Raw genomic sequence first — 26,591 nt, 5'->3', positions numbered from 1 at the left:
CGCGGCGGCGAACGCCACTACCGTGGAGGCATGACCGCAGCCCGGCATCCCGATATCGAGACCGCGATCCGCTATCACCAGGCCGTTGCCGCCTTCGCCGCCGGCGACGAGCTGGCCGCCTTCTTCCATCCCGACGCCACCCATCACGAGTATCCGAATGCGCTGTTCCCCGACGGCAACATCCGGAACGTGAAGGAGATCTGCGCGGCCGCCGAGGCGGGCCGCCGCACGCTGCGCGAGCAGAGTTTCCAGGTGCGCAACGCGGTCGCCATGGGTGATCAGGTCGCGCTGGAAGTGGTGTGGACCGGCGTCACCGCCATCGCGCTCGGCGACATTCCGCCCGGCGCCACCCTGCGCGCGCACATCGCGGCGTTCCTGGAATTCCGGGACGGATTGATCCTGGCTCAGCGCAATTACGACTGCTACGAACGAATTCCGGTAGACATGAACCCATGACGACGCTGGGTGCCGTATTCCGTCCGCAGAATCCGCCCGAACGCCTGCGCGAGACCGTGCGCGTGGCCGACGCGGCCGGGCTCGAAGAACTCTGGTTGTGGGAGGACTGTTTCCTCGAAGGTGGAATCTCCACCGCCGCAGCCGCACTCGCGTGGAGCGAGCGGGTCCGGATCGGCGTCGGCGTGCTGCCGGTGCCGTTGCGGAACGTGGCCATCACCGCCATGGAGATCGCGACGCTGGAGCGCATGTTCCCGGGCCGGGGCGTCTGGGGTGTGGGGCACGGGGTGCAGGATTGGATGGGGCAGGTCGGCGCGCGCGCCGGGTCGCCGTTGACCCTGCTGCGCGAATACCTCGACGCGCTGCGCGGATTGCTCGCCGGTGAGCGGCAAACCGTGAAGGGCCGCTACGTCCAGCTCGACGATGTCGCCTTGGATTGGCCGCCGGCCGCCGCGCCGGCTGTCTACGCCGCCGCTACCGGGCCGCGCACCCTGGAACTGGCGGGAGCCGCCGCCGACGGGGTGATCCTCACCAGTTCGACCACGCTCGCGGGCGTCCGCGACGCGGTCGGCATCGTGCAGGCAGCGCGCGCGGAAACGGCTGCGGCCCAGCCGATTCCGGTCGTGGTCTATCTGCTGGCCGCCACCGGCCCGGATGCCGCCGCGCGAGTCACCGCCGAACTGAACGCCAACGAACGCGACACCACCGGAATCATCGGCGCGGCGGGCGATGCGGGAGCCATCGCCGAGGTGGTGGCCCGCTGGAGCGAAGCCGGGGCCACCAGCGTCATCCTGCAACCCACCGCCGACGAACCCGACCCGGTGGGTTTCGTCCGGTTCGTCGCCGAACAGGTCCGCCCGCGCGTGCCGTGATCGCACGCGCGGGCGCGGGCCCGGTCAGTTCTGGGCGGTGGTCACCGCGTCGAGCACGATGTCGTCGGCCGGGGAGCCGTCGCCGCCACCGCCCTTGACGCCGGCGGAGGCGATATTGCGCACGACGTCGAGGCCGCCGCTGATCTTGCCGAACGGGGTGTAGTTGGGCGGGAGCTGGGAGTCCTTGTACACCAGGAAGAACTGGCTGCCGTTGGTGTTCGGCCCGGCGTTGGCCATGGCGACGGTGCCGGCGGGATACGTTGCGCCGGAGAGGTTCTCGTCGGCGAACTTGTACCCGGGACCGCCGGTGCCGGTGCCGGTCGGGTCGCCGCACTGCAGGACGTAGATGCCCTCGGTGGTGAGGCGGTGGCAGCGGGTGTGATCGAAATACCGCTCGCCCGCCAGCATTACGAACGAGTTCACGGTGCGGGGCGCCCGGGCCGCGTCGAGGTCGATGGAGATGGTGCCGCAGTTCGACTCCAGCGCCGCACGGTAATTCGCATTGGTGTCGATGGTCATGCCGGGTTCGAGCAGCCACTGCTTGCCGTTGGGCTGCACCTCCCCCGCGGCCGAGCAGCCGGCCGCGCGCTGCGGCGCCAGACCCGGGGCCGCGACGGCGCGGCCGCTCACCAGGACCGCGATCGCCACGCCGGCCACCACCAGTCCGGCCCATCGAAGCTTGCTGTTACGCAATTCGCTTCGCTGCTCCGTGTGGTCACCCTCGTGCTGCGAGTCGCGCCGCGCCATACTGTCTCCTTCATCGATGATCCGGGACGATAACGCCCGACATACTGCCACGCGCCCCGCGCGCCGCGTGGGCAGACGGTCAGAACCGGGTCAGCGGATCGGATTCGGGAGACCGACCGCATCGCCGACGTAGGCCGACCAGAGACGGCGGTAGGGACCGTCCACGGCGAGCAGTTCGTCGTGTCCGCCGGTTTGCAGCAGGCGGCCGTCGCCGACCACCACGATGAGATCGGCCGCGGCGGCGGTGGCCAGGCGGTGTGCGACCACGATGGTGGTGCGGCCGGAGGTGAGCACTTCGATGGCCGCGCGGACCCGGGCATCGGTGGCCAGATCCAGTGAGGCGGTGGCCTCGTCGAGAATCAGAATGTCCGGATCGACCAGTTGGGCGCGGGCCAGGGCCAGCAATTGGCGCTGGCCCGCGGACAGCGCCGCGCCGTGCGCACCGATCGGCTGCCGGTAGCCGTGTTCGAGCGCGGCGATCATCTCGTGCGCGCCCACCGCGCGGGCCGCCCATTCGATCTCGGCGGGGGTGGCGGCGGGACGGCCGTAGGCGATGGCCTCGTGCACGGTGTCGCCGAACAGGAACGGCTCCTGCGGCACCACGCCCAGGCGGCGGCGATAGTCGCGCAGCCGGAACTCGCGCACGTCCACCCCGTCGACCAGCACCGCACCGTCCGAGGTGTCGTACAGGCGGGCAAGAAGTTTCACCAGCGTGGATTTGCCCGCGCCGGTTTCCCCGACCACGGCCACCTGCCGGCCGGGCGCGATGCGCAGATCGATGTCCGAGAGCACCCGCGCCCCCGCCGCGTCGTAGGCGAAACCCACACCGCGGAACTCGATTTCGCCCGCCAGCCGGGCCACCGGCCGGGCGTCGGGGGCATCGGGGGTGCCCGCCGGTTCGCGCATCAGCACGCCGAGCCGTTCCACGCCGACCACCGCCTGCTGATAGCTGTCGAAGACCTGCGACAGCTGCTGGATGGGCGCGAACAGCAGATCGATGTAGAGCAGGAAGGCGATCAGCGTGCCCGCGGTGAGCGCGTTCTCGCGCACCTGGTGCACGCCGGTGGCCAGCACGGCGGCGGTGGCGATCAGGGACATGATCTCCACGAACGGGAAGAACAACGCCATCAGGGTCTGGCTGCGCAGCCGCGCATCGCGGTAAGCCCAGGAGCGGCGCTCGAATTCGCGCTGGTTGCGCGCTTCGCGGCGATACGCCTGGGTCACCGCGATGGTGTCGACGTTCTCCTGCAGGTAGGCGTTGGCGGCGCTGACCTGTTCGCGCGCCAGGTTGTAGGCGGGCACCGAAGCGCGCCGGAAGGCGACGGTGGCCAGCACCAGGATCGGCAGCAGCGCCAGCACCACCGACGCGAGTCCGGCGTCGATCACGATGAGCGCCACCACCACCCCCGCGATGGTGAGCGTGCTGGTGAGCGCGACCGCCAGCCCGGTCTGCAGGAACGTGGACAGCCCGTCCACGTCGGTGATCATGCGGGTCATGATGCGCCCGGCCGATTCGCGTTCGTAGAAACGCAATCCGAGGCGTTGCAGCTGGGCGAAGACCTTCACCCGCAGCCCGTAGAGCAGCCGCTCCCCCGCCTTGCCGGTGACCCGCACCTGCGCGACGGTGATGGCCCAGTCCACGGCGACCACCGCCAGCGCGGCGGCCGCGGCCAGCAGCAGCACCTCGCGCGCCCCGGCCAGCACCCCGTGATCGATGCCGAAGCGCACCAGGAACGGGATCAGGATCTGCGCGAGCGCGTCCAATCCCACCAGCGCCAGTCCCGCCAGCAGCGGGGCCGCGAACGGGCGCAGCAGCCGCCGCAGATCGAACGCCGGATCGGGAGTGCGCGAGAACCGCTCGGGCACTTCGGGTTCGCCGGTCGCGGCGGGCAGCCGGTCGATGAGCGCCCGCACGTCACCGCTGGGCGGCGCGCTGGACATCATGCCGCCGCCCCCATGCCCGCCCATGGCGCCGGGCGCTCCGGCGGCGCGCTGGGAGAACGCCTTGGCCATCTGTTCCAGGGTCCGGGATTCGTCGCCGTCGGTGTCGGCGTGCACCCACAGCGCGGCGGTGGGCCCGGCGGCGCGATCGGCGCTCGGGTCGGCGACGATGCTCGCCGGATCGGGCGGGGTGAACAGGGCGTGGAACAGCTCCCCCGTGGCCCGCAGTTCGGGCAGGGTGCCGAGTTCGGCGATGCGGCCGCCGTCGAGCACCGCCACCCGGTCGGCCAGGGCGAGCGTCGAGATGCGGTGTGCCACCACGAGAGTGGTGCGGCGGCGCACCTGCGCGCCGATCCGGGCGAAGATCTCCGCCTCCACCTGCGCGTCGATGGCGGAGGTGGCGTCGTCGAGCACCAGGATCGGCGCGTCGGTGATGAGGGCGCGGGCCAGGGCGAGCCGCTGGCGTTGCCCGCCGGACAGCCGCTGCCCGCGCTCGCCGATCACGGTGTCGAGCCCGTCGGGCAGCGCGAGCACGAATTCGTCGGCCGCGGCCAGATACAGGGCGTGCCGGACCTGTTCGTCGGTGGCGTCCGGGCACCCGTAGGCCACATTGGCGCGCACCGTGTCCGCCATGAGCGCGGTGTCCTCGAACACCATGGCGATGCCGGCGCGCAGGCCGGGCAGCTCGCGAATATCGTTGCCGTCCACCAGGATTCGCCCGGCGTCGGGATCGAACAGCCGGGGCAGCAGCTGCACCAGCACGGATTTGCCCGAGCCCGCCGCGCCCGCCACCGCGACCGTCTCGCCCGGCTCGATCACCAGATCGAGACCGTCCAGCACCGGCGGCCGTCCCTCGAAAGCGAAACCCACGCCCTGAAATTCGATCCGCGGCGCGTCCCCAACGGCCGTCGTCGCAGCGGCGCCGGCCGGCGCCACCGCCGGCGCGGCCTCGATCACCTCGCGCACCCGTTCCAGGGAGGCCTTGCCCTGCTGGCTCACCGTCAGCAACATGGTGAACATCCGCACCGGCGTCACGAACGACCCCAGATAGGTCATGAACGCCAAAAACGTTCCGAGCGTGATGGATTGCCGCAGGGCCAGCAGTCCGCCGACCACCAGGATCAACGCTTGCCCGGCCGCCGGAATCGCCTGCATGACCGGGGTGAACCGGCTGGTGATCCGGGTGATGCGCAGCCGCGACCGATACAGGTCACGCGCCGTGGACTCCAGCTGTTCCAGTTCCCGCGATTCCTGCCCGAACCCCTTCACCACCCGCACCCCGGTGATCGCCGCCTCCACCCGCATGGCGACCTCGGCGGCGCGGGCCTGCGCATCCCAGTTGGCGGGGAACAGTTCCCGCTGACTGCGCCGGGTGACGAACCACAGCGCCGGCACCACCAGCAGGGCGATCAGGCACAGCGGCGGCGACAGGGTCGCCATCAACACCAGCGACGCTCCCACCAGCACCACGCTCCCGCCGACCAGCGGAACCAGTTGCAGGAACATCTGAATCAGCGTCACATCGGTGATGGCCCGGCTGACCACCTGCCCGGTGTAGAGGCTCGCGCGCTGCCGCCCGTCCAGGCGCAGCAGCGCGGCGAACAGGTCCCGCCGCAGGTCGTGCTGTACGTCCAGCGACAGCCGCGAGGATCCGGTGCGCCGCCCGTAGGCGGCCACGAACCGGACGACGCCGATCACCAGCAGCAGCGCCACCCACGGCAGCACCGACGCGGCGGTGACGGTGAGGCGGTCGACCACGTGCCGGACCAGCAGCGGCAGCACCGCGGTGAGCACCGCCGACACCACCGCCCCCGTGACCGCGACCAGCACGGTCCGGCGGTGGTCGGCGCAGCGCCGCAGCAGGTAGCGAATCCAGCCCTCGCCCACCGGATCCGGGCCCGCCGCGCCGGAACAGTCGGAGCCCGGACTCATCCGGCGACCACGAGCGATTCCGCGGCGGTGAACTGGTTGACCGGCCGCTCCAGCCCGTAGTGGCCGCGCAGGGTGGTCTCGGTGTAGTCGGTGCGGAACAGGCCGCGCCGCTGCAGGATCGGCACCACCTCGTCGACGAAGCGGTCCAGTCCGGACGGCAGCACGGCGGGCATGATGTTGAAGCCGTCGGCCGCGCCGCGGGTGAACCATTCCTCGATGGTGTCGGCGACCTGTTCGGCGGTGCCCGCGAAGGTGTGGTGGCCGCGGCCGCCGCCGAGCCGCCCGATCAGCTGGCGCAGCGTGAGCCGTTCGCGCCGGGCCAGATTCACGATGAGGGTGAACCGGCTCTTGGCGCCCTGGATCTCGTCCTCGGTGGGCAGATCGGCGGGCAGTTCGCTGTCCAGGTCCAGATCCTCGACCGGGATGCCCCAGGTGCGGGCCAGTTGCTGTTTGGCGTATTCGGGCGAGATGAGCCGTTCCAGTTCGGCGTCCAGTTCCCGGGCGTGCTCGGGGGTGTCGCCGATGACGGGCACGATGCCGGGCAGGATCTTGATGGTGTCCGGGTCGCGGCCGATGGCGATCGCCCGCCGTTTGAGATCGGTGTAGAACTCGAGCCCGTCCTCGATGGTCTGCTGCGCGGTGAACACCGCCTCGGCGTAGCGCGCGGCGAATTCCTTACCGTCCTCCGATGATCCGGCCTGCACCAGCACCGGATAACCCTGCGGTGTGCGCGGCACGTTCAACGGTCCCGCGACCTTGAAGAACCGGCCCTCGTGCTCGATCTTGCGGACCTTGTCCGGATCGGTGTGGATGCCGGATTCCTTGTCCGCCAGCACGGCGTCGTCCTCCCAGCTGTCCCACAGTTTCGTTGTCACGTCGACGAATTCGGCGGCCTTCTCGTAGCGCAGCTTATGGTCCGGGACATCGTCGAGCCCGAAGTTGCGGGCGGCGTCGGCCCCGGCGGTGGTGACGATGTTCCAGCCGACCCGCCCGCCGGACACCCAGTCCACCGAGGCGAACCGGCGCGCCAGATTGAACGGCGAGTTGTAGCTGGTGGAGGCGGTGGCGATGAGCCCGATGTGCTCGGTCTGCACCGCGATGGCGGTCAGCAGCACGGTCGGCTCCAGCTTCCCGGCGGGGCGGCGGCCGGTGTCGCCGAACAGCACCGGGCTGTCGGCGAAGAAGATGGAATCGAGTTTGCCGCGTTCGGCGATCTGCGCCAGCCGCACATAGTGCTCGATCTTGGTATTGGCGTGCGGATCCGATTCCGGGAGCCGCCAGGAGGCCTCGTGATGCCCGGTGGACATGAGAAACGCATTGAGGTGCAACTGTTTACGTGACATGAGGGTTTCCTTCAGAGGGCTGCGGCCGGGACGACGCCCAGCGCGGTCAGCAGGGTGTGGCGCAGGCGCCGGAATTCCGGATCGCCGGGATCGCGCTCGCCCGGCAGTTCGATGGGCAGGTCGACGGTGAGCCGGCCCGCGTCCAGCACCAGCACGCGCTGGGCCAGGGTGATGGCTTCGTCCACGTCGTGGGTGACGAGCAGGACGGTCGGGGTGTGCCGGGCGATCAGATCGCGCAGCAGTTCGTGCATCTTGATGCGGGTCAAGGCATCCAGCGCGCCGAAGGGTTCGTCGGCCAGCAACAGGTCCGGCGCGCCGACCAGGGCGCGGGCCAACGCGACGCGCTGCTGCTCGCCGCCGGACAGCTCCGACGGCCAGGCCCGTTCCCGCCCCGCCAGCCCGACCTCGGCGAGGATTTCCCGGCCCGCCGCGCGGCGGGAGCGCGGCTGCCCGTAGAGCACGTTGGGCAGCACCCGCTGCCAGGGCAGCAGGCGCGAATCCTGGAATACCACGGCGGTTTTCGCGGGCACCCGCAGCTGTCCCGAGCCGTCGACATCGTGGTCGAGCCCGGCGAGGGCGCGCAGCAGGGTGCTCTTGCCGGAACCGCTGCGGCCCAGCAGCGCCACGAACTGGCCGGGCGGGATGGTCAGCGTAATGTCGTCCAGGATGGTGCGATTCCCGAAGGAGCGCACCAGCTCCCGGGTGCGAACGCCTAGGTCGCTATCGTGCGACGCCATGACAGCACCTTGCGTTCGAGCAGCCGGATGAGGGCATCGGACGCCAGGCCGAAGACGCCGTAGAGGACCAGGCAGACCAGGATCACATCGGCCTGCCCGTAGTTCTGGGCGCTGCTCATGAGCTTGCCCAGACCGTCGGTGGCATTGACCGATTCGACGACGATCAACGACAGCCAGGCGCCGGTGACCGAGAGCCGCAGCCCGAGGAAGAAGCCCGGCAGCGAGCCCGGGACGACCACCCGCCGGATGAACTCCCAGCGCGAAACCCCTTGCACCTCCGACAGTTCCACGAACCGCTTGTCGATGGTGGTGAGCGAGGCGTGGGTCTGTAGATACATGGCGATGAGCACGCCAAGGGTGATGAGCACGATCTTGAACGTTTCGCCGATACCCAGCCACAGGATCAGCAGCGGGATCAGGCCCAGGCTCGGAATGGCGCGCTTGACCTGGAGCGGTCCGTCGATGAGCGATTCGCCCAGCCGCGACAGGCCCGACAGCAACGCCAGCCCGGTGCCGGCGACGATGCCCACGCCCAGGCCGATCGAGGCGCGCCGCAACGAGGCCACCACGTTCTCGCCCAGGGTGCCGTCCCGGAACAGGTCCCAGCCGGTGCCGGCCACGGTCCACGGCGCGGACAGTTTGTGTTCGTCGAGCAGGCCGAAGTGGATGCCGGCCGCCCAGGCGGCCAGCACCACCAGCACGCCGAGCAGGCGGGCGAAGGGCACCGGTTTGCGTAAACCCAAGCGGCGCAGGCGACGCCGGTCTACGAATCCGTCGCCGTCATCGAGCCGGGGAACGGTGACCGCGGGACGCGGCAGCGCGATGGTCATTGCGCCTCCTTGGTCCGGTACTTCTCGGGTACCGCCGCGGCGGCGATGGCCTCGAACCGCTTGTCGAACAATTCGGCGGCGTCGAATTTCTTACCGAAATAGCCGGAGCCGGTGACCAGATCGATGGTCTCCTGTTCCCACTTGATGGCGTCGTCCCATTTCACCGGGTAATACGGCTTCTCGGTGGCGGCCAGAATACGACGGCCGTCCTCGGCCGAGACCTTCTGATCCTTCACGTAATAGGCGTCGAGCCATTGGTCCTGGTGTTCCCAGGCCCAGATATCGGCGCGCGCCCACACCTTCACGAATTCGGTGACGGCGGCGAGTTTCGCGGAATCGCGCAGCACGGCGGTCGGCGCCCACAGGATGGTCAGCGCGTCCACCGCGGGCGTGGGCACCGCGCGAGCGCCTTGCGCGCCGTACTGGGCCAGGTATTTGGTGGTCTGCGGTTCGGCCAGCGGGGCGACGTCGATCTGCTTGCCCTGCAACGCGGTCAGGAACTGCGGGCTGTTCAATTCCACCAGCTGCACCTCGTCCAGCCGGATGCCGGCGGCCTGCAGGGTGCGCAGGATCACCACGCCCTGCGCCTGTCCGGGTGAGAAGCCGATGCGCTTGCCGCGCAGGTCGTTCAGGCCGGTGATGCTGGAGCCGGGTGCGGTGGCCAGCTGATACAGCGGCGTGGAGCGCACCTTGACCCCGACGATCTTGGCGTCCACGCCGGTGGCGTGCGCGTGGATGGGCGGGATCCCGGCATTGCTCGCGACGTCCAGGGCGCCGCCGCGGAAGGCCTGGATCACGTCCGGACCGGCCTGTACGACCGGCCATTCGGAGACGGTGAACGGCAGCGAGTTCGACTGTCCGGACGCCTCCAGGGCGACCCGGGTGGTGTTCACCGAAATGGACAGTTCGGTGCCGGGCGGCACGGCGGTCGGCAGGGCCGCGGACAGGTCGGTATCGCCGCCGCCGCTCGTGGCACAACCTCCGGCCAGCAGCGCGGCGGCGACCGCGAAGCCTAGTTTGTGAATGGTGGATCGCATCGGTCGCTCCTGATCGGAATGGGCTGGAATGCCATAGCGGAATCGCGGGAGCGTGGACAGGCGGTATTGCCGGAGCGAACGGTGATTTCACTATTTCTCATGTCAAGACTTTCGCGGAAACCACTGTCCGGGGGCAACATTCGTTCGACTTAAAATAACTCCGAATCAAAGTCCGGCCCGGGTGGCGGCCGACACCGGTCCGGGAATTTCGGCGATCACCGACAGCGGCCGGGTGTAGAGCCGATGCAGCACGGCGGCGCCGGCGGCGGTCTCGAGCACCCGGCCGAAGAACGAGGACCCGGTGACGATCTCCTCGGGCCGTTCGCAGGCCGAATACCTGCGCACCATCTCGAGATAGGCGGCTCGCACGCCCGGCACCCGGACCAGGGCCGGATCCACGATCACGGCGGTGTCCGGGTCGAGCAGGTCGATCACCACCGCCAGCACCCGCCCCAGCACCTCGGCGCGTGCGACGAAAAGCGCTCGCGCCGAGGCGTTCCCGACCGCGAGGTTGATCAGCTCGGCAATGCCGCGCACCGGCAGGCCCGCGCGCTGGGCGCGGGCGACCAGCACCCGATCGGCGCAGGCGGCCAAGGCGGATTCGGCGGTCTCGCCGCCCACCAGGCGGGTGATCGCGCCGGCCGCCGAGCGCGGGCCGTAGTGCACGCGCCCGTGCACGGCGAACGCCACGTCGATCACATTGCCCGCGAACAGCACCACCGTCGCGGCGGTATCGCGCGCGTGCCCGAACAATTGCTCGGCGTGCACCAGCGCCCTGGTGTGCCCGTCCAGGGTCACCGGCAGCCCGGTGGCTTCCGAGAAATGCCGGCGCACTGGCACATTGCGCCAGCGCAGCGTGGTGTGATCGATGACCGACCCGGCGGAGCTGTCCACCCAGCCGCCGATCGCCACCCCGAGCCCGAGCACCCGTTCGGTCAGTTCGTCGCGCACCCGGCACACCTGCGCGGCCGCCTCGGCGAGGATCACCTCCGGATCGAGGCTCGCGTGCGGCACCCGGCGCGAAAGCCGTACCGCCCCGGCGATATCCAGCACCGCGACGGTGCAATGCTCGGCGGCGATGTGCACGCCGATCACGGCATTGCCCGCGAGGTCGAGCACCAAAGGCGAATGCGGGCGGCCCATCCCGGCCGGTCCCGCCGTCTCCGGGAGTTCGACCAGCAGTCCGGCCGCGACCAGCGCCCGCACCTGCGCGGTCACCGTGGCCGGAGACAATCCGGCCTGCCTGGCGATGGCGCTGCGCGGCGCGGTCCCCTGTTCGAGCACCGCCCGCAGCACCGCACCGGCGCTGGTATCGGCCACCGTCATGTCCACCCGCCTTCCCGAACACCGTTCTCCGCGTGGCCTATACGTGCGGGCCTCGTGCCGGCGACCCACGTCGTATCCGGTGACCGCACCCCGACGCACCCGCTCGTTCCGGCCCGCCGTCGCATCCGGCGACCGACCGCACCGGCACGCGCCGTATCACCGCGGACCAGCAGTCACCGTCGTGGCTCAGTGCGCCGGATTCGGCGCGGCGGCGAGCGCGGCGGCCACGGGACGCCAGCGGGCGGTGTAGGCGTCGATGACGCCGTCGGTCTCGTAGGTGCGGTCCGACAGGTAGAGGCCCGGCAGGGCAGCGGTCGCGCCGAGTTCGACGAGCACCGGCTTGAGCAGCAGGTCCGGGGCGAGGGCGTGGGCGGGTCCGGCGCCGAGCATGAGCGGCACCGCGAGCACGCCGGCCAGGCCGGTGCCGCCGTCGAACTGCTCCAGGAACAGTTTCAGCAGACCGGTGTAGGTGGCCTTGAAGGTGGGGCTGGCGAAGACCACCAGTTCCGAATCCGCCACGGTGCGAACAGCTTCCGCTACTGCCGCATCGCCCCAGGACAGCAGGGCGGGGCCGAAGGCGACCAGGTCGATCACCTCGGGCTCGGCGTCCGGCCGCAGCCCCGCGGCCAGCAGTCGCGCGGCCGCGAGGGTGCGGGAGGCCGGCTTGGGATTGCCGACGACGACGGTCACTGTCATGCGTGTCTCCATCTCCCCGGCTCGGTCGGCCGGATATTCGTGCGCGCTCTGCCCTGTATCGTCGCCGTCCCGCTGCGATAGGTCAGGTATTGCCCGCAGCCTGAGCCGAACCACTGACCGGGCCGCCGCGGACCGCGAGCATGGAGCGGTATCCCTGCCGTCCCGACTCCGAACGGAACGATCACACCCATGACCCCCAGCCCCGCCGAACCGACCTACACCGCCGCGCCCGGCCGCTACGATCGCGTGCCCTACCGGCGCAGCGGCCGTTCCGGTCTGGACCTGCCCGCGTTCTCCTTCGGCCTGTGGCAGAAGTTCGGCACCGACTATTCCTATGCGACGCAACGCGAGATCCTGCTGCACGCGTTCGACCTGGGCATCACGCATTTCGACAATGCCGACCGGTACGGGCCGCCGCGCCGGGCCGCGCAGCAGACCTTCGGCCGGGTGCTGGCCAGGGATCTGGCCGCGCATCGCGACGAGCTGATCCTGTCGACCAAGGCGGGAAATCCGATCGGGCCCAGCCCGTATCAGCGCGGCGGATCGCGCAAAGCGCTGCTCGGCTCACTGGAATCGAGTCTGCGCGATCTGGGCACCGATTACGTCGACATCTTCTATCACCATCGCCCCGACGCGGATACGCCGCTCGAGGAGACCGCCGGCGCTTTGATCAGTGCGGTGCGGCAGGGCAAGGCGCTCTATGTGGGCATCTCCAACTACGCGCCCGATCGCACCCGTTCCATCGCGGAACTGCTGCGCGAGGCGGGCGTGCCGCTGCTCATCCACCAGAACCGGTATTCGATCTACGACCGCGGTCCCGAGCGCGAGGGCCTGCTCGATACGGCGCGCACGGACGGGTTCGGGGTCATCGTGTATTCCCCACTGGCGCAAGGACTTCTGACCGACAAGTATCTCGAGACCATTCCGGCGGGCGCTCGTGCCGAGAACAGCGCGTTCCTGTCCCCCGACGTCATCGACGCGACCTATCGGGAACGCACCGCCGCGCTGAACAAGATCGCCGAAGCACGTGGTCAGTCGCTGGCCCAGCTGGCATTGCAATGGGTGCTGCGCCGGCCCGAGGTCACCTCGGCGCTGATCGGCGCGAGTTCCACCGCCCAGCTCGATCACAATCTGGCGGCACTGGATTTCCCGGAGTTCAGCGCGGCCGAGCTGGCGCTCATCGACGAGCACGGGGTGCACGGCACCGGCTCGGCCCGCTGATTCGGGCGGTCAGTCGACGAGCAGCGGCAGGAGCTGGGAGCCCTGCCGCTGGATCTCCGGCAGGTACGGCGTATCCGAGAGCACGAAGTGGGTGATGCCCAGATCCCGGTACTTGCGCAGGGATTTGGCGACGTCCTCGGCCGAGCCGACCAGCCAGGTGGTGCCCGCTCCGCCGCCGCCGAACCGGCCCGGGGTGGTGTAGAGATTGTCGTCGAGCACTTCGCCGCGCGCGGCCAGATCCAGCAGCCGCTGCTGGCCGACGCCTGACGCGCCGTGCGAATTCCGCCGTGCCCCCGCGCTTTCCGCCATCGACGCCACCTTGGCCTCGGCGTCGGCCCACGCCTGCTCGGTGGTGTCGCGCACCAGAGTGGTGATGCGCAAACCGAATTCGAGCGGCGGGTGCTCGCGGCCCAGTTCCGCGCCGAGCGCGCGCAGCCGCTCGATCCGCTCCCGGACACCGTCCAGGGGCTCGCCCCAGAACAGCTGCACATCGGCCTCGGTCGCAGCCACTCGTTCGGCGGCCTCGGACGCGCCGCCGAAGTACAGCGGCGGATGCGGGCGTCCTTCGCGCGGCGTAATCCGCGGCGCCACAGTGGAATCGGTGACCCGGTAGTGCTCGCCGCGATAGGTGACGCGCTCGCGCGTCCACAGCCGGCGCACGATCTGGAGGAACTCCTTCGTGCGGCCGTAGCGCCGCGCCTGATCCTCCTCGCTCTCCCCGTACGCCGCGAGATCGTCCTTCCCCGACACGATATTGATCCGCACCCGCCCGCCCGACAGCTGATCCAGGGTGGCCGCCGCGCTCGCGAAGTTCGCCGGCCGCCAGTAGCCCGGCCGGATGGCGATGAGCGGTTCGAACCCGGTGGTGCGGGCGGCCAGCGCGGTGGCGACCGTGAACGTGTCCGGCCGGCCCCAGCCGGCGCCGAGCAGCGCGCCTTTCCACCCGTACTCCTCGAGCGCCAGCGCCTGCGCCGTCAGCGTATCGAGGCTGTTGTGGTCGGCGGCGACGGTATCGCCCCGATGGCCCGCTTCGACCTGATTGGGTATGTACCAAAGGAATTCGAGACTCACGGCAGTCGGTCCTCTTCGATCGTCGAACGGCGGCGTGCCACCGGATTATCGGCAGCCGCACCCGCCGCCCACGGGTTCCCGGCTCGGCTCGCGCCCTCCCGCACGGGTTCTCACCTGCGGCTTCGCACCGGTCCGGAGATAAATTCCGCCCGATTCCAGTTGCACCTACGGGCCGCGGTTCAGGCCGCTTCGGCCACCGGGGTTTTCGGCTCGGTGGCGACGGGCCACGGAATGTAGACGGGGATGTAGCGGGCCATCGCGGTCGCACCGAGGGCCGCGAGGCCGCCGACGACCGCGACGGCCAGGGTCAGCGGGGCGGCCAGAGCCAGGCCGCTGATCAGTAAGGGGCCCGCGAAGGAGCCGCCGTCGTGGGTCAGGCGCCAGGCAGCGAGGAACTCGGCCCGGGTGGCGGCCGGGGCGACGTCGGCTCCGATGGTCATGATGACACCGTTGCCGATGCCGTTGCCGATACCCAGGATCACCGCGGCGAAAGTGAGGGTGAGCGGTGCATGGGTGAGCGGGACCAGCCAGAAGCCGACGGCCAGGATGGCCAGCGAGGGGACCGCGATGAAGCGGCGGCCGTAGCGGTCCATCAGCAGGCCGGCGGGGTAGGCGCACAGCACGTCCAGGCCGGCGCCGATGCCGTAGACCAGGCTGGCGGTGGCGGCGCTCGCACCGAGGTGATCGGCCCACAGCGGCAGCACCACTTCCCGCGACGAGCGGGCCGCGCCCATCAGCAGCGAACCCGCGCCGAGGGTGAACAGCAGGCCGTAGTGGGTTCGGCCGATGGCGAGCAGGGAGGCCGCCGGGGCCCGATCGCCTTGGCTCGCAGCGGTCTCCGGGTCGGGCAACCGCGCCATCAGGTAACCGGCGAGCGCGATGGCCACCGCCTGCACCAGGAAGCCGCCGCGCGGCCCGGCCCCGAGGATGGCGGCGGCCCCGAGGAACGGGCCGAGGAAGAAGCCCAGCCGCATGGCCCCGCCGAACAGTGCCATGGCCCGAGCGCGCTGTTCGAACGGCACCACCTCCGCCAGGTAGCTCATGCGCGCCAATCCCCAGATGGCATTGGACAATCCGGCGATCACCAGGCCCGCGCACAGCACCGGCACATTCGGCGCGAGCAGGCACAGCAGCACGCCGAGCACGCCCGCGGTGCTGGCCGCGATGATCGAAAGACGTTCGCCGAGGCGGGCCACCACCTGCCCAGCCGGGATATCGCCGAGCACCTGCCCGAGACCGACCAGTGCGACGGTGAATCCGGCGACCGCCGGGGAGGCGCCCAGGTCCAGGGCCGTCAAGGTCATGACCGGTGCGGCGGCCCCCATCCCCACTCCGTAGGCGGTGGCCGGGACGTAGACGGTGAAGAGCAGGGGCCGAAGCGAGATCGGCGCGGCCGGGACGGGCGCGAGGCGGCGGGTGGTCATCCGGTGACTGTGCGGAGGCGAGCGCCCCCGGGGCAAACGCGTTCCCGCAGCGTGGAAATCAGCGTGATTGCAATCAGCGCGAACATAGGGGAAGCGGCGCCGGAAACGAACGAGGGCCGGGCATCGCGTGATGCCCGGCCCTCGAAACCCGTACTGCCTTACGGCAGCGGACCGCCCGCGGCGATCGCCGACAGGGTGGCGAATTCGTCGCCCTTGAGCGACGCGCCGCCGACCAGAGCGCCGTCGATATCGGTCTGACCGACCAGCTCGCCGACGTTCTTGGCGTTCACGGAACCGCCGTAGAGCACCCGGACGCCCGCCGCCACTTCGGGATTCGCCAGTTCGGCGAGCTCCTTGCGGATGGCGCCGCAGACTTCCTGCGCGTCGGCCGGGGTGGCGACCTTGCCGGTGCCGATGGCCCAGACCGGCTCGTAGGCGATGACGATCTTGGAGATTTCCTCCGCCGTCAGGCCCTTGAGCGAACCGCGCAGCTGCTCCAGGTTGTATTCCACGTGGGTCTTGGATTCGCGGATGCCCAGGCCCTCGCCGATGCACACGATCGGCGTGATGCCGTACTCGAGCGCCCGCTTGGCCTTCTCCAGCACGATGGAATCGGTCTCGTTGTGGTACTGCCGCCGCTCCGAGTGGCCGACCACGACGAAGGAGCAACCCAGCTTGGCCAGCATGGAACCGCTGATCTCGCCGGTGTACGCGCCTTCCTTGTGGGTCGAGACGTCCTGCGCGCCATAGGTGATCAGCAGGCGATCACCTTCGACGAGGGTCTGCACGCTGCGCAGATCGGTGAACGGCGGGATGACCGTCACGTCGACCTTGTCGAAGTACTTCTCCGGCAGTGCGAAGGCGATCTTCTGCACCAGGGCGATGGCCTCGAGGTGGTTGAGGTTCATCTTCCAGTTGCCGGCGATGAGGGGTTTACGCGCCATGGTTCAGTCCTCCAGCACCGCGATGCCCGGGAGTTCCTTGCCCTCCAGGTATTCCAGCGACGCGCCGCCGCCGGTGGAGATGTGCGAGAAACCCTCGTCCGGGAGACCCAGAATGCGCACGGCCGCAGCGGAATCGCCGCCGCCGACCACGGTGAACGCGCCCTTCGAAGTGGCCGTGGCGATGGCCTCGGCGACGCCGCGGGTGCCCGCGGAGAACTTCTCGAACTCGAACACGCCCATGGGGCCGTTCCAGAACACGGTCTTGGCCTCGGTCAGCAGCGCCGCGAAGCGGTCGGTGGATTCGGGGCCGATGTCCAGGCCCATCCAGCCGTCCGGAATCTCGTTGGCGTCCACCACCTTCGAGTCCGCGTCGGCCGCGAACTTGTCCGCGACGACGATATCGCGCGGCAGGTGGATGACGTCGGCGTAGGTGTCCAGGAGCTTCTTGCAGGTGTCGATCATCTCTTCCTGCAGCAGCGAGGTGCCCACCGAAAGGCCCTGTGCGGCAAGGAAGGTGAAGCACATGCCGCCGCCGATCACCAGGGTGTCGACCTTGGGGGCGAGCGCTTCGATGACGGCCAGCTTGTCCGACACCTTGGAGCCGCCGAGCACGACCGCGTACGGGCGGTCGGTGTCCTCGGTGAGCTTCTTCAGCACCTCGGTCTCGGCCGCGACCAGGCCGCCCGCGTAATGCGGCAGCAGCTTGGCGACGTCGTAGACCGACGCCTGCTTGCGGTGCACGACGCCGAAGCCGTCGGACACGAAAGCGCCGTCGTCGCCGACCAGTTCGACCAGGGCGGCGGCCAGCTTCTTGCGGTCGGCCTCGTCCTTGGAGGTCTCGCGCGGATCGAAGCGGATGTTCTCGAGCAGCAGCACATCGCCGTCGGTGAGACCTTCGGAGCGGGCCAGGGCGTCCTGGCCGACCACGTCACCGGCGAGCTGGACATTGCGGCCCAGTTCGTCGGCGAGGCGCTGCGCGACGGGCGCGAGGGAGAACTTCGGGTCCGGCTCACCCTTGGGGCGGCCCAGGTGCGCGGTCACGACGACCTTGGCGCCCGCCTCGGCGAGGGCCTTGATGGTCGGCGCGGACGCGATGATGCGGCCCGGGTCGGTGATGACGCCGTTATCGAGCGGCACGTTCAGGTCGGAGCGCACCAGCACGCCCCGGCCTTCGACGCCCTCGTTCAGCAGATCCTGGAGAGTCTTGATCGCCATAGGTTTACAGCGACTTACCGACGAGACCGGTGAGGTCGACCAGGCGGTTGGAGTAGCCCCACTCGTTGTCGTACCACGAGGCGACCTTCACCTGGTTGTCGATGACCTGGGTCAGCGGCGCGTCGTAGATGGAGGAGTGCGGGTCGGTCACGATGTCGGAGGAGACGATCGGATCGACGTTGTACTTCAGGATGCCCTTCATCGGGCCCTCGGCGGCGGCCTTCATGGCGGCGTTGATCTCGTCCACGGTGGCGGCCTTGGCCAGGTCCACGGTGAGGTCGGTGAGCGAACCGGTCGGGACCGGCACGCGCAGCGCGTAGCCGTTGAGCTTGCCGAGCAGTTCGGGCAGCACCAGGCCGATGGCCTTGGCGGCGCCGGTGCCGGTGGGCACGATGTTCAGGGCGGCGGCGCGGGCGCGGCGCAGATCCTTGTGCGGGGCGTCCTGCAGGTTCTGGTCCTGGGTGTACGCGTGCACGGTGGTCATCAGACCACGCTCGATGCCGAAGGAGTCGTTGAGCACCTTGGCGATCGGGCCGAGGCAGTTGGTGGTGCAGGACGCGTTCGAGATGATGTTCTGCGAACCGTCGTACTTGTCGTCGTTGACGCCCATCACGATGGTGATGTCCTCGCCGGAGGCCGGCGCGGAGATGATGACCTTCTTGGCGCCTGCGGCCAGGTGGCCCTTGGCCTTCGACGAGTCGGTGAAGATGCCGGTGGATTCGACGACGACGTCGACGCCCAGGTCGCCCCACGGCAGGGCCGCCGGGCCCTCCTTGATGGAGAGCGCCTTGATCCGCTGGTCGCCGACCACGATGGTGTCGTCGCCGTCGAGCGAGACGTCCTGCGGCAGGCGGCCGAGGATCGAGTCGTACTTGAGCAGGGTGGCGAGGGTCTGGTTGTCGGTGAGGTCGTTGACCGCGACGATTTCGATGTCAGTCTGGCCGAGCGCTTTCTGCGCTTCGACCGCCCTGAAGAAGTTACGTCCGATACGACCGAAGCCGTTGATGCCTACCCGGACAGTCACGTTATCGCTCCTCAGCTTTCAAGCGGATCGTTTCCGTTGCTCCAACTACCCTAGCGCTGCCTGGAAACATCACCGACACGCAGGTGTCACCAGTGTGCTAGGTATGTCACGAAATGGTCTCGGCGGTTATCGGCCGGGTTCGTCCGGCATGTCGAAATCGCCCGCAGCACAAACCGACCGGACCGATTTATTACTGACAGCAGCGAACCCCCGGCATCGAATGCGCGGGGGTTCGCGGCGGTTCAGGCTTCTTCCAGCAACTCCGCTGTCACGGCGGATTCGGTGTCGGGGATGCCCAATTCCTTGGCCCGCCGGTCGGCCATCGACAGCAAGCGTCGAATACGCCCTGCCACAGCGTCTTTGGTCATCGGCGGGTCGGCCAGCTGGCCGAGTTCCTCCAGTGACGCCTGCCGGTGCAGGACGCGCAGCTTGCCGGCCGCGGCCAAATGGTCGGGTACATCGTCGGCGAGGATCTCCAGCGCGCGTTCCACGCGGGCGGCGGCGGCGACCGCGGCCCGGGCCGAACGACGCAGGTTCGCATCGTCGAAATTGGCCAGGCGGTTCGCCGTGGCGCGGACTTCGCGGCGCATGCGCCGTTCCTCCCACGTCAGGCGGGTGTCCTGCGCACCCATGCGGGTGAGCAGGGCGCCGATGGCCTCACCGTCGCGCACGACCACGCGGTCGGTGCCGCGTACTTCGCGCGCTTTGGCCGAAATGCCCATGCGCCGGGCCGCGCCGACGAGCGCGAGCGCCGCCTCGGGACCGGGGCAGCTCACCTCGAGCGCCGACGAGCGGCCGGGTTCGGTGAGCGAGCCGTGCGCGAGAAACGCTCCGCGCCAAGCCGCTTCCGCATCCCCGATGCTGCCGCCGACCACCTGCGCGGGTAGACCGCGCACGGGACGACCGCGCACATCGAGCAACCCGGTCTGGCGCGCCAGCGCCTCGCCTTCCTTGGAAACCCTTACTACGTACCGGGAGGTTTTCCGGAGTCCGCCCGCGCCTAGTACATGCACGTCCGAGCCGTAGCCGTACAGCTCGAAAATCTCGCGGCGCAGCCGGCGCGCGATGGAACCCATGTCCACCTCGGCCTCGACGATCACGCGACCGCCGACGATGTGCAATCCACCGGCGAACCGCAGTAGCGCGGACAATTCGGCCTTGCGCGAGCTCACCTGAGACACGGTGAGCCGGCTCAGCTCGTCCTTCACTTCCGCTGTCATCGCCACGAGACGCGCTCCTTTCCACCCAACCCGGACCGCACACTCTGGCCCATATGCCGTCCTTCGACTCGAAGCCCTGCCAATTCCGGCCGAGGTTGCCGGATCACCTGATCCAGTGCGGCGGCAAGCTTTCCGGGGTGGTGCCGGTCCGTCCCCGCCTCGGCGACATCAGCGAAGGTTACTCGTGCTCGCAGCTGTTCGGCAGCTCTTGCCACATGTTCGCGTTCCCTACCCTCGGGTACGGAACCGGAATCGACCAAAACATGATCCACCGTGAAATCCGGTGCGTGCTGGGACAATACATGCAGGTGCCGTTCGGCGGAGAATCCGGCCGTTTCGCCCGGTTCCGCAGCGAGGTTGAGCACCAGCACTTTCCGCGCCCGAGTGTGAAGCAGAGCTTCGTGCAATTCGGGCACGAGCACGTGCGGGATGACGCTGGTGAACCAGCTCCCCGGACCCAGCACCACCACGTCCGCGTGCTCGATGGCCGAGGTGGCCTCCGGGCTCGCGGGCGGGTCCGAGGGAATCAATCGCACGCGACGTACTTTTCCGGGCGTGGTAGCGACCGCGACCTGACCGCGTATGCAGCGGCTGACGCGCGGATCCCCTTCCAGCCCAGCCACATCCGCCTCGATGGTGAGGGCGATGGGCGACATGGGCAGCACCCGTCCGGTGATGCGCAGGATCTTGCCGGCCTCGTCGAGCGCGGCCACCGGATCGCCGAGTTCCTCGGTCAGACCGGCCAGGATCAGATTGCCGACGGAATGACCCGCGAGCGCGCCGGTGCCGCCGAAACGGTGCTGCAGCGTGCGCGCCCAGATGCCGTCGGATTCCTCGGCCAGCGCGGCCAGGGCCATCCGTAGGTCACCGGGCGGCAGGATGCCCAGTTCGGCGCGTAGCCGTCCGGAGGAGCCGCCGTCGTCGGCGACCGTCACCACCGCCGTGATCTTGCGGGTCAGCCGCCGGATGGCGGTCAGCGTGGCGTACAGGCCGTGCCCGCCGCCCAGCGCGACGATCGCCGGGTTGGTTTCGCGCCCGCTCATTCTCGCCCCAGATCCCGGTGTACCACGCGCACCACATCGCGCGAACCGTTGTCCGCTCCGGTGCCTAGTTCCTCACCCAATGCTTCCGCTATGGCCACGCTGCGGTGTTTGCCACCCGTGCAACCCACTGCCACGGTCATGTATCGCTTCCCCTCTTGGCGGTAGCCCTCGGTGGTGAGATCGACGAGGTGCCGCGCGGTGCCCAGGTAATCCTGCGCACCCGGCCGCGACAGCACGTACTCGCTCACCGGGGCATCCTGTCCGGTCTGTTCGCGGAGTTCGGGCACCCAATGCGGATTGGGCAGAAAACGCAAATCCAACACCATGTCGGCGTCGAGTGGTACTCCGTACTTGAAACCGAACGACTGGATCGTTAATTGGAGCGCGGTCGGCGCGGCGCCCCCGTATGCCTCCTCCAACTTGCGGTGTAACTGATGAATGGACAGCGCCGTCGTGTCGATCACGAGATCGGCGGCCGTCTTCACCGAGGACAGCCGCTCGCGTTCCGCGGCGATGCCCGCGGTGAGGGTGCCGTCGGCGCTCTCGCTCTGTAGCGGATGCCGTCGCCGCGCGAAACCGAAGCGGCGGATCAGGACGTCATCGCTGGCTTCCAGGAACAGGATCCGGGTGCTCACACCCGAGTTGCGCAGTTGTGCGGTGACCGCGGAGAGATTGCCGGTGAAGAAGCGGCTGCGCACATCCATCACCAGGGCCAGTTTGCGAATGGGCGGGTCGGCGCTCTCCCCCAGCTCGACCATGCGGCCGATGAGTTCGGGGGGCAGATTGTCGGCCACGTAGTACCCGAGGTCCTCGAGCACCTTGGCGGCGGTGCCACGACCGGCGCCGGACAATCCGGTCACGATGACGACCTGCTGGGGATCACCGATATCGGTCGCATTGGAGTTCTCGACCGCACTGCTGCTGGCTTCGACGCGCGTCATGTCCTACCGGGGGTTCGTGTCTGGGGCTTTCCTCGATCATCCTGCACCGATGCCGGTTTACCCGGCAGGCTCACGAGTTATCAGTGATACAGATGTGATTGTTGCGCTTCACCTGCACACACGGCGTGTCGCGAAATGTTTGCTCGGCGTGTCGCACTCTACCGGGCGTGGACGGAACTGCTCGGTTTCGAAGCGCCGGCTACTCGCCGCGTAGTGCCGCGAGCACCGCGTTGGCCGTCGCCACGCCGATACCGGGGACCTCGGTGATCTGCTCCACCGTAGCCTGCTTGAGCTTGGCCACGGACCCGAAATGCGTGACCAGAGCGGTTTTCCGGGCCTGGCCCAGACCCGGGACGGCATCCAGGGCCGATTCGGTCATCCGCCGCGAGCGCTTGCTGCGATGGAAGGTGATGGCGAAGCGGTGCGCCTCGTCACGCACGCGCTGCAGCAGGTACAGCGCCTCGCTGGTGCGCGGCATGATGACCGGATCGGCTTCGCCCGGGACCCAGACCTCTTCCAGGCGCTTGGCCAGGCCGATGACGGCGACGTCGGTGATGCCGAGTTCGTCGAGGACCTCGGCGGCGGCATTGACCTGCGGGGCGCCGCCGTCGACCACGTACAGGTTGGGCGGGTAGGCGAAACGGCGCGGCTTGCCGGTCTTGGGGTCGATGCCGGGGAGGCCGGATTCGGTTGCCGCCGAATCGGATTCGAGGTCGGCGGCCTCGGCGGCGTCCAGGTCGCGGCGGAGCTTGGCGAAACGGCGGCGGGTGACCTCGGCGATGCTGGCGACGTCATCGGAGCGGCCCTCGCCCGCGGCCTCCTTGATGGCGTAGTGCCGGTATTCGGACTTGCGGGCCAGGCCGTCCTCGAACACCACCAGCGAGGCCACCACGTCGGTGCCCTGCACGTGACTGATGTCCACGCACTCGATGCGCAGCGGGGCGCTGTCCAGATCGAGGGCGTCCTGGAGTTCCTGCAGCGCGGCCGAGCGCGCGGTCAGGTCGCCGGCGCGCTTGAGCTTGTGCTGCTGGAGCGCTTCGAGGGCATTGCGCTGCACGGTTTCGGCCAGGGCCTTCTTGTCGCCGCGCTGCGGAACCCGCAACTGCACGGCCGAGCCGCGCAGGTTCGACAGCCAGTCCTGGACCTGTTCGGCGGCGGCGGGCAGGGCCGGGACCAGCACCTCGCGCGGCACCACGGCGCCGGGCTGTTCGTCGCCGGACTGGGCGGCGACCGTGGTCTGCTCGCCGTAGAACTGGGTGAGGAACTGCTCGACCAGCGCGGGCAGTTCGCCGCCGGACTCCAGGGTGTCGGGTTCGATCGGACCTGAGTCGGGGCCCTCCGTGGTTACGCGGGCTGCCGCCTCCGGGCCTGACCGACTCACGTCCAAGGCGTCGCCGGATTTGTCGACCACCCAGCCGCGCTGACCGCGCACCCGGCCGTCGCGCACGTGGAAGACCTGCACCGCCACTTCGAGGTCGTCGAGGGCGAAGGCGATGACGTCGGCGTCGGTCCCGGTGCCCAGCACCACGGCCTGCTTCTCCAGCGCCCGCTTGAGCGCCTGCACATCGTCGCGCAGGCGGGCGGCCAGTTCGAAGTTGAGTTCGTCGGAGGCCTCGAGCATGCGCTTCTCGAGCTGTTTGACCAGCCGGTCGGTCTTGCCGGAGAGGAAGTCGCAGAAGTCGTCCACGATCTGCCGGTGCTCGGCCGCGTTCACCCGGCCCACGCACGGCGCGGAGCACTTGTCGATGTAGCCGAGCAGGCACGGCCGCCCGATCTGGTTGTGCCGCTTGAAGACTCCCGCCGAACAGGTGCGCACCGGGAACACGCGCAGCAGCAGATCCAGGGTCTCGCGGATCGCCCAGGCGTGCGCGTAGGGCCCGAAGTACCGGACGCCCTTCTTGCGTGCGCCGCGGTAGACGAAGACGCGCGGGTATTCCTCGTTGAGGCTCACCGCCAGCACCGGATACGACTTGTCGTCGCGGTAGCGCACATTGAAGCGCGGATCGAATTCCTTGATCCAGTTGTATTCCAGCTGCAGCGCTTCGACTTCCGTGGACACCACGGTCCACTCCACGCTCGCGGCCGTGGTCACCATCTGCCGCGTCCGCGGATGCAGCCCCGCTACATCCGCGAAGTACGAGTTCAACCGGCTCCGCAGGCTTTTCGCCTTACCGACGTAGATGACCCGGCCGTGCTTGTCCCGGAACTTGTACACACCGGGTTCGACGGGAATGGTGCCCGGCGCGGGCCGGTACGTCGCGGGATCTGCCACTCGAACAGGTTAACGACCCGGTCCGACAGGACCGTCGGGCCGGTTCGCTCTCGGCCGCCGGACCACCCCGGCCGGTCGGCGCGACACGTCCGGGCGCACGCGCCACGCCGTCACTTCGCATCCGCGGGGCCTGCGGCGACGAACGTATCCACAAGATCAGTGAACAGAGATGGGAGCCCCATGATCCGCCTTCGTCGCCGCCGCCGGTCGCTCGCGATCTGGTCCGCCTTGATGATGGCCGCCGCCGCGCTCGTGGGGGTGACCATGCCCGCGTCCGCCGCCTCGGAGAACGGGACCTTCTTCGTGTACGGCGATTACCTCGTGCACGACACGACCACGGTGGTGTGCGCCGGCCACGCCCGCGAAGCCGTGAGCGCCCCCGTCCTGGCCTGAGCGCCGAGTCCCACGACGACGGACCGCGCACACGCCGATTTCCGCGCGCAACGCGAAATTGCATTGCGCGCAACCATGCACGATGCGCCGGGCTCGGGAGTCGTTGGGCGCGTGGCCGGTCGCGACACGCCACGCCACGGGACCGGTCGGCGCGTAATTACCGCGTCACGGCGCCGGGCGCGGTCACTATATGGACGAACTGTCTTTGGACCACCCGTCCGCATACGAACGGAGCACCATTGATAACCCCTCTTCATTTGCGCCGCCGATCGGTCGCGCTCGGATCCGCCTTCGGTATCGGCGCGGCCGCGCTGGTCGCCGTCGCGGCGCCGTCCGCGCAGGCCGCGGCGGGCGCGGCCTGCCGGATGGACCGCACCCTGGACACCGTCACCTACACCTGCCCGGACGACGGGCACTGGTACGCGGCGGTGGTGCAGTGCCTGGGCACCCGCAAGGTCGGCAACGGACAGCAGACGCCGTTCTACATCGTGGGCGACTCACCGCGGCCGATGATGCCGATGACCATCGAATGCACCGGCGACGGTAAGCAGGGCGTCGTGTTCAATTCCTGGACCGAAGGGCCGTTCTAGTCGCTTCAGGCGCTCAGGCGTGAGTCCAGCTCGCGCCCCAGCGCCGCCGCGAGATCGCCGCGTTCGCCTGCCTCGACGGTGTCGAGTTCCAGCCAGTCGGCCATCTCGCGCAGGGCTCGAGCGAGTTCGGCCGCGACGCGGGTGGTGTCGCGGCCGGGCTCGGCGAACGCGCCCGGCACCAGCAGCCGTCCGGTCCCCCGCTCGGCCCGCAGGTCCACGCGGGCGACGAGTTCACCGTCCAGCAGGAACGGGAAGACGTAATAGCCGTGTACCCGTTTGTGTTCCGGCGTGTAGATCTCGATGCGGTAGTGGAAGTCGAACAGCCGCTCGGTGCGGGCCCGGAAGAAGATGAGCGGGTCGAAGGGGCAGAGCAGGGCGGCGCCGCTCACCCGGCGCGGGGTGCGGGCGGTGGCGTGCAGGTAGGCGGGTTTGTCCCAGCCGTCCACCCGGACCTGTTCCAGCTCACCGGAATCCAGCAGCTCGGCGATGGCGGGTTCGGTCTGCTTGCCCTTGAGGCGGTAGTAGTCGCGCAGGTCGGTCTCGGTGCCGATGCCGTGCGCGGCGGCGGCCCGGCGCACCAGCTCGCGGATCGCGTCGGCCTCGTCCAGCTCGCGGGCGCGCACCTCGGCGGGGATGACGTGCTCGGTCAGGGCGTAATGCCGTTGGAAACCAACCCGTTTGGGCACGGTCACCTCACCGGCGGCGAACAGGGCCTCGCACACCACCTTGGTGTCGCTGTAGTTCCAGCCCCAATGGTCCTTGGCGCGCGGCCGATCCAGCTCCAGGTGCTTCTCCACCTCGCCGGCGGTACTGGGTCCGAACTCGGCCAGTACGCCCTTCACCTCGTCGCTCAGGCTCGGATTGCGTTCCAGCACTTGCCGCATCCCGTTCCAGCGCCCGTGCCGGTACTCCGCCATCCGCCAGCGCATGAGCGGCCAGTCCTCGACCGGCAGCAGCGCGGCCTCGTGCGCCCAGTACTCGATGAGCTTGCGCGGGCGGCGCGCGCTGTCGCTCCAGGCCGCCTCGTCCAGCAGCGCCCGATCGTAGGCCCCGATGCGGCTGAAGACCGGCGCGTAGTGCGCGCGCACCACCGCCGACACCGAATCCAGCTGGAGCAGCCGGGTGCTGTCGAGGACCTTGAGCACCGTGCGCCGGTTCGGCGGCGCGCTGGGGCGGGCGGCGGCGAACCCCTGGGCGGCGAGCGCGGTGCGGCGCGCCGCGGCGACCGTCATGGTCGCGGTGCGAGAAATCGACACACTGGCACCATGCCATGTCCCACCGACAGAAAAGTTCGATACAGTCGTGTATCGAACCACTAC

At 69.3% G+C, this 26,591-nt stretch carries 23 protein-coding genes; 5 read left to right on the top strand and 18 right to left on the bottom strand.

Going from position 1 to position 26,591, the window contains the following annotated elements; translation table 11 throughout:
- The first annotated feature begins 30 nt into the window (after positions 1-30).
- Both LTV02_RS07020 and LTV02_RS07015 read left to right on the top strand, forming a co-directional pair.
- Positions 31-456 carry a nuclear transport factor 2 family protein gene (locus LTV02_RS07020; RefSeq protein WP_233039124.1) on the top strand — a complete coding sequence of 142 codons (426 nt, stop codon included), beginning with the start codon at positions 31-33 and terminating at the stop codon, positions 454-456.
- Complete coding sequence (locus tag LTV02_RS07015) at positions 453-1,325, top strand: LLM class flavin-dependent oxidoreductase (protein WP_233039121.1); 873 nt, start codon at positions 453-455, stop codon at positions 1,323-1,325. Before LTV02_RS07020 ends, LTV02_RS07015 begins: the two co-directional genes overlap by 4 nt.
- Before the next feature lie 24 nt (positions 1,326-1,349).
- Here the strand turns inward: LTV02_RS07015 and LTV02_RS07010 are convergent, their stop codons facing one another.
- From LTV02_RS07010 to LTV02_RS06975, 8 genes are all read right to left on the bottom strand, one after another.
- Positions 1,350-2,072, bottom strand: coding sequence for a peptidylprolyl isomerase (locus LTV02_RS07010; RefSeq protein ID WP_233039120.1), 723 nt, complete (start codon positions 2,070-2,072; stop codon positions 1,350-1,352).
- A gap of 90 nt (positions 2,073-2,162) precedes the next feature.
- Entirely contained in the window at positions 2,163-5,945 is a 3,783-nt protein-coding gene (locus tag LTV02_RS07005) for an ABC transporter ATP-binding protein (protein ID WP_233039119.1), read from the bottom strand.
- On the bottom strand, positions 5,942-7,288 hold the full coding sequence (locus tag LTV02_RS07000; RefSeq protein WP_233039118.1) for an LLM class flavin-dependent oxidoreductase: 1,347 nt from the start codon (positions 7,286-7,288) through the stop codon (positions 5,942-5,944). Before LTV02_RS07000 ends, LTV02_RS07005 begins: the two co-directional genes overlap by 4 nt.
- Before the next feature lie 11 nt (positions 7,289-7,299).
- Positions 7,300-8,025, bottom strand: a complete 726-nt coding sequence (locus LTV02_RS06995) for an ABC transporter ATP-binding protein (RefSeq protein WP_233039117.1) — start codon at positions 8,023-8,025, stop codon at positions 7,300-7,302.
- On the bottom strand, positions 8,001-8,855 hold the full coding sequence (locus tag LTV02_RS06990; RefSeq protein ID WP_233039116.1) for an ABC transporter permease: 855 nt from the start codon (positions 8,853-8,855) through the stop codon (positions 8,001-8,003). The genes LTV02_RS06995 and LTV02_RS06990 overlap by 25 nt, the downstream gene beginning before the upstream one ends.
- Positions 8,852-9,892 (bottom strand): ABC transporter substrate-binding protein, encoded by a 1,041-nt coding sequence (locus tag LTV02_RS06985; RefSeq protein ID WP_233039112.1) that lies wholly within the window; start codon positions 9,890-9,892, stop codon positions 8,852-8,854. Before LTV02_RS06985 ends, LTV02_RS06990 begins: the two co-directional genes overlap by 4 nt.
- Before the next feature lie 165 nt (positions 9,893-10,057).
- Positions 10,058-11,218, bottom strand: coding sequence for an ROK family transcriptional regulator (locus LTV02_RS06980; RefSeq protein ID WP_233039106.1), 1,161 nt, complete (start codon positions 11,216-11,218; stop codon positions 10,058-10,060).
- Between the two features lie 186 nt (positions 11,219-11,404).
- The gene (locus LTV02_RS06975) at positions 11,405-11,914 is read right to left on the bottom strand and encodes an NADPH-dependent FMN reductase (RefSeq protein WP_233039105.1); all 510 of its coding nucleotides are present in this window, start codon (positions 11,912-11,914) and stop codon (positions 11,405-11,407) included.
- A 189-nt stretch (positions 11,915-12,103) separates the two neighbouring features.
- Here LTV02_RS06975 and LTV02_RS06970 point away from each other — a divergent pair, with 189 nt between their 5' ends.
- Entirely contained in the window at positions 12,104-13,135 is a 1,032-nt protein-coding gene (locus LTV02_RS06970; protein ID WP_233039102.1) for an aldo/keto reductase, read from the top strand.
- 9 nt (positions 13,136-13,144) lie between these two features.
- On the opposite strand, the gene LTV02_RS06965 is transcribed toward LTV02_RS06970, so the two are convergent.
- From LTV02_RS06965 to uvrC, 9 genes are all read right to left on the bottom strand, one after another.
- Positions 13,145-14,206 (bottom strand): LLM class flavin-dependent oxidoreductase, encoded by a 1,062-nt coding sequence (locus LTV02_RS06965; protein ID WP_233039100.1) that lies wholly within the window; start codon positions 14,204-14,206, stop codon positions 13,145-13,147.
- A gap of 179 nt (positions 14,207-14,385) precedes the next feature.
- Positions 14,386-15,630, bottom strand: coding sequence for an MFS transporter (locus LTV02_RS06960; protein ID WP_233039099.1), 1,245 nt, complete (start codon positions 15,628-15,630; stop codon positions 14,386-14,388).
- Between the two features lie 158 nt (positions 15,631-15,788).
- On the bottom strand, positions 15,789-16,574 hold the full coding sequence (tpiA, locus tag LTV02_RS06955) for a triose-phosphate isomerase (RefSeq protein WP_067713261.1): 786 nt from the start codon (positions 16,572-16,574) through the stop codon (positions 15,789-15,791).
- A gap of 3 nt (positions 16,575-16,577) precedes the next feature.
- Entirely contained in the window at positions 16,578-17,789 is a 1,212-nt protein-coding gene (locus LTV02_RS06950; protein ID WP_067713262.1) for a phosphoglycerate kinase, read from the bottom strand.
- 4 nt (positions 17,790-17,793) lie between these two features.
- Positions 17,794-18,813 (bottom strand): type I glyceraldehyde-3-phosphate dehydrogenase, encoded by a 1,020-nt coding sequence (gap, locus tag LTV02_RS06945; RefSeq protein ID WP_067713264.1) that lies wholly within the window; start codon positions 18,811-18,813, stop codon positions 17,794-17,796.
- Between the two features lie 242 nt (positions 18,814-19,055).
- Positions 19,056-20,039, bottom strand: a complete 984-nt coding sequence (whiA, locus tag LTV02_RS06940) for a DNA-binding protein WhiA (protein WP_067713266.1) — start codon at positions 20,037-20,039, stop codon at positions 19,056-19,058.
- Positions 20,030-21,076, bottom strand: a complete 1,047-nt coding sequence (locus LTV02_RS06935) for a gluconeogenesis factor YvcK family protein (protein ID WP_067713268.1) — start codon at positions 21,074-21,076, stop codon at positions 20,030-20,032. The genes whiA and LTV02_RS06935 overlap by 10 nt, the downstream gene beginning before the upstream one ends.
- Positions 21,073-22,017, bottom strand: a complete 945-nt coding sequence (rapZ, locus tag LTV02_RS06930; protein ID WP_084535014.1) for an RNase adapter RapZ — start codon at positions 22,015-22,017, stop codon at positions 21,073-21,075. The genes LTV02_RS06935 and rapZ overlap by 4 nt, the downstream gene beginning before the upstream one ends.
- A 199-nt stretch (positions 22,018-22,216) precedes the next feature.
- Positions 22,217-24,289, bottom strand: a complete 2,073-nt coding sequence (uvrC, locus tag LTV02_RS06925; RefSeq protein ID WP_233039097.1) for an excinuclease ABC subunit UvrC — start codon at positions 24,287-24,289, stop codon at positions 22,217-22,219.
- A 180-nt stretch (positions 24,290-24,469) separates the two neighbouring features.
- Between uvrC and LTV02_RS06920 the strand changes: the two genes are divergently transcribed.
- Together LTV02_RS06920 and LTV02_RS06915 are read left to right on the top strand one after the other, a co-directional pair.
- Positions 24,470-24,682 carry a hypothetical protein gene (locus LTV02_RS06920; protein ID WP_233039095.1) on the top strand — a complete coding sequence of 71 codons (213 nt, stop codon included), beginning with the start codon at positions 24,470-24,472 and terminating at the stop codon, positions 24,680-24,682.
- 239 nt (positions 24,683-24,921) lie between these two features.
- Positions 24,922-25,272, top strand: a complete 351-nt coding sequence (locus tag LTV02_RS06915) for a hypothetical protein (protein WP_157762268.1) — start codon at positions 24,922-24,924, stop codon at positions 25,270-25,272.
- A 5-nt stretch (positions 25,273-25,277) separates the two neighbouring features.
- Here LTV02_RS06915 and LTV02_RS06910 read toward each other — a convergent pair whose 3' ends face one another.
- A complete protein-coding gene (locus tag LTV02_RS06910; RefSeq protein ID WP_233041515.1) occupies positions 25,278-26,504 on the bottom strand; it encodes a winged helix-turn-helix domain-containing protein in 1,227 nt (408 codons plus the stop codon).
- Positions 26,505-26,591 lie beyond the last annotated feature (87 nt).

This window comes from Nocardia yamanashiensis (assembly GCF_021183565.1).
In the GTDB taxonomy this organism is placed as follows: Bacteria; Actinomycetota; Actinomycetes; order Mycobacteriales; family Mycobacteriaceae; genus Nocardia; species Nocardia yamanashiensis.
The sequence above is the reverse complement of the archived record's forward strand: the minus strand, read 5'-3'. Positions and strand labels throughout refer to the sequence as shown.

What these genes read in the sequence shown, in the direction of transcription:
- tpiA (WP_067713261.1), bottom strand. Translation starts at nt 16,574, where the DNA reads ATGGCGCGTAAACCCCTCATCGCCGGCAACTGGAAGATGAACCTCAAC.
- LTV02_RS06990 (WP_233039116.1), bottom strand. Translation starts at nt 8,855, where the DNA reads ATGACCATCGCGCTGCCGCGTCCCGCGGTCACCGTTCCCCGGCTCGAT.
- LTV02_RS06910 (WP_233041515.1), bottom strand. Translation starts at nt 26,504, where the DNA reads ATGACGGTCGCCGCGGCGCGCCGCACCGCGCTCGCCGCCCAGGGGTTC.
- LTV02_RS07015 (WP_233039121.1), top strand. Translation starts at nt 453, where the DNA reads ATGACGACGCTGGGTGCCGTATTCCGTCCGCAGAATCCGCCCGAACGC.
- LTV02_RS07020 (WP_233039124.1), top strand. Translation starts at nt 31, where the DNA reads ATGACCGCAGCCCGGCATCCCGATATCGAGACCGCGATCCGCTATCAC.
- rapZ (WP_084535014.1), bottom strand. Translation starts at nt 22,017, where the DNA reads ATGACGCGCGTCGAAGCCAGCAGCAGTGCGGTCGAGAACTCCAATGCG.
- LTV02_RS07005 (WP_233039119.1), bottom strand. Translation starts at nt 5,945, where the DNA reads ATGAGTCCGGGCTCCGACTGTTCCGGCGCGGCGGGCCCGGATCCGGTG.
- LTV02_RS07000 (WP_233039118.1), bottom strand. Translation starts at nt 7,288, where the DNA reads ATGTCACGTAAACAGTTGCACCTCAATGCGTTTCTCATGTCCACCGGG.
- LTV02_RS06950 (WP_067713262.1), bottom strand. Translation starts at nt 17,789, where the DNA reads ATGGCGATCAAGACTCTCCAGGATCTGCTGAACGAGGGCGTCGAAGGC.
- LTV02_RS06975 (WP_233039105.1), bottom strand. Translation starts at nt 11,914, where the DNA reads ATGACAGTGACCGTCGTCGTCGGCAATCCCAAGCCGGCCTCCCGCACC.
- LTV02_RS06935 (WP_067713268.1), bottom strand. Translation starts at nt 21,076, where the DNA reads ATGAGCGGGCGCGAAACCAACCCGGCGATCGTCGCGCTGGGCGGCGGG.
- LTV02_RS06980 (WP_233039106.1), bottom strand. Translation starts at nt 11,218, where the DNA reads ATGACGGTGGCCGATACCAGCGCCGGTGCGGTGCTGCGGGCGGTGCTC.
- LTV02_RS06970 (WP_233039102.1), top strand. Translation starts at nt 12,104, where the DNA reads ATGACCCCCAGCCCCGCCGAACCGACCTACACCGCCGCGCCCGGCCGC.
- LTV02_RS06920 (WP_233039095.1), top strand. Translation starts at nt 24,470, where the DNA reads ATGATCCGCCTTCGTCGCCGCCGCCGGTCGCTCGCGATCTGGTCCGCC.
- LTV02_RS06960 (WP_233039099.1), bottom strand. Translation starts at nt 15,630, where the DNA reads ATGACCACCCGCCGCCTCGCGCCCGTCCCGGCCGCGCCGATCTCGCTT.
- LTV02_RS07010 (WP_233039120.1), bottom strand. Translation starts at nt 2,072, where the DNA reads ATGGCGCGGCGCGACTCGCAGCACGAGGGTGACCACACGGAGCAGCGA.
- LTV02_RS06985 (WP_233039112.1), bottom strand. Translation starts at nt 9,892, where the DNA reads ATGCGATCCACCATTCACAAACTAGGCTTCGCGGTCGCCGCCGCGCTG.
- LTV02_RS06995 (WP_233039117.1), bottom strand. Translation starts at nt 8,025, where the DNA reads ATGGCGTCGCACGATAGCGACCTAGGCGTTCGCACCCGGGAGCTGGTG.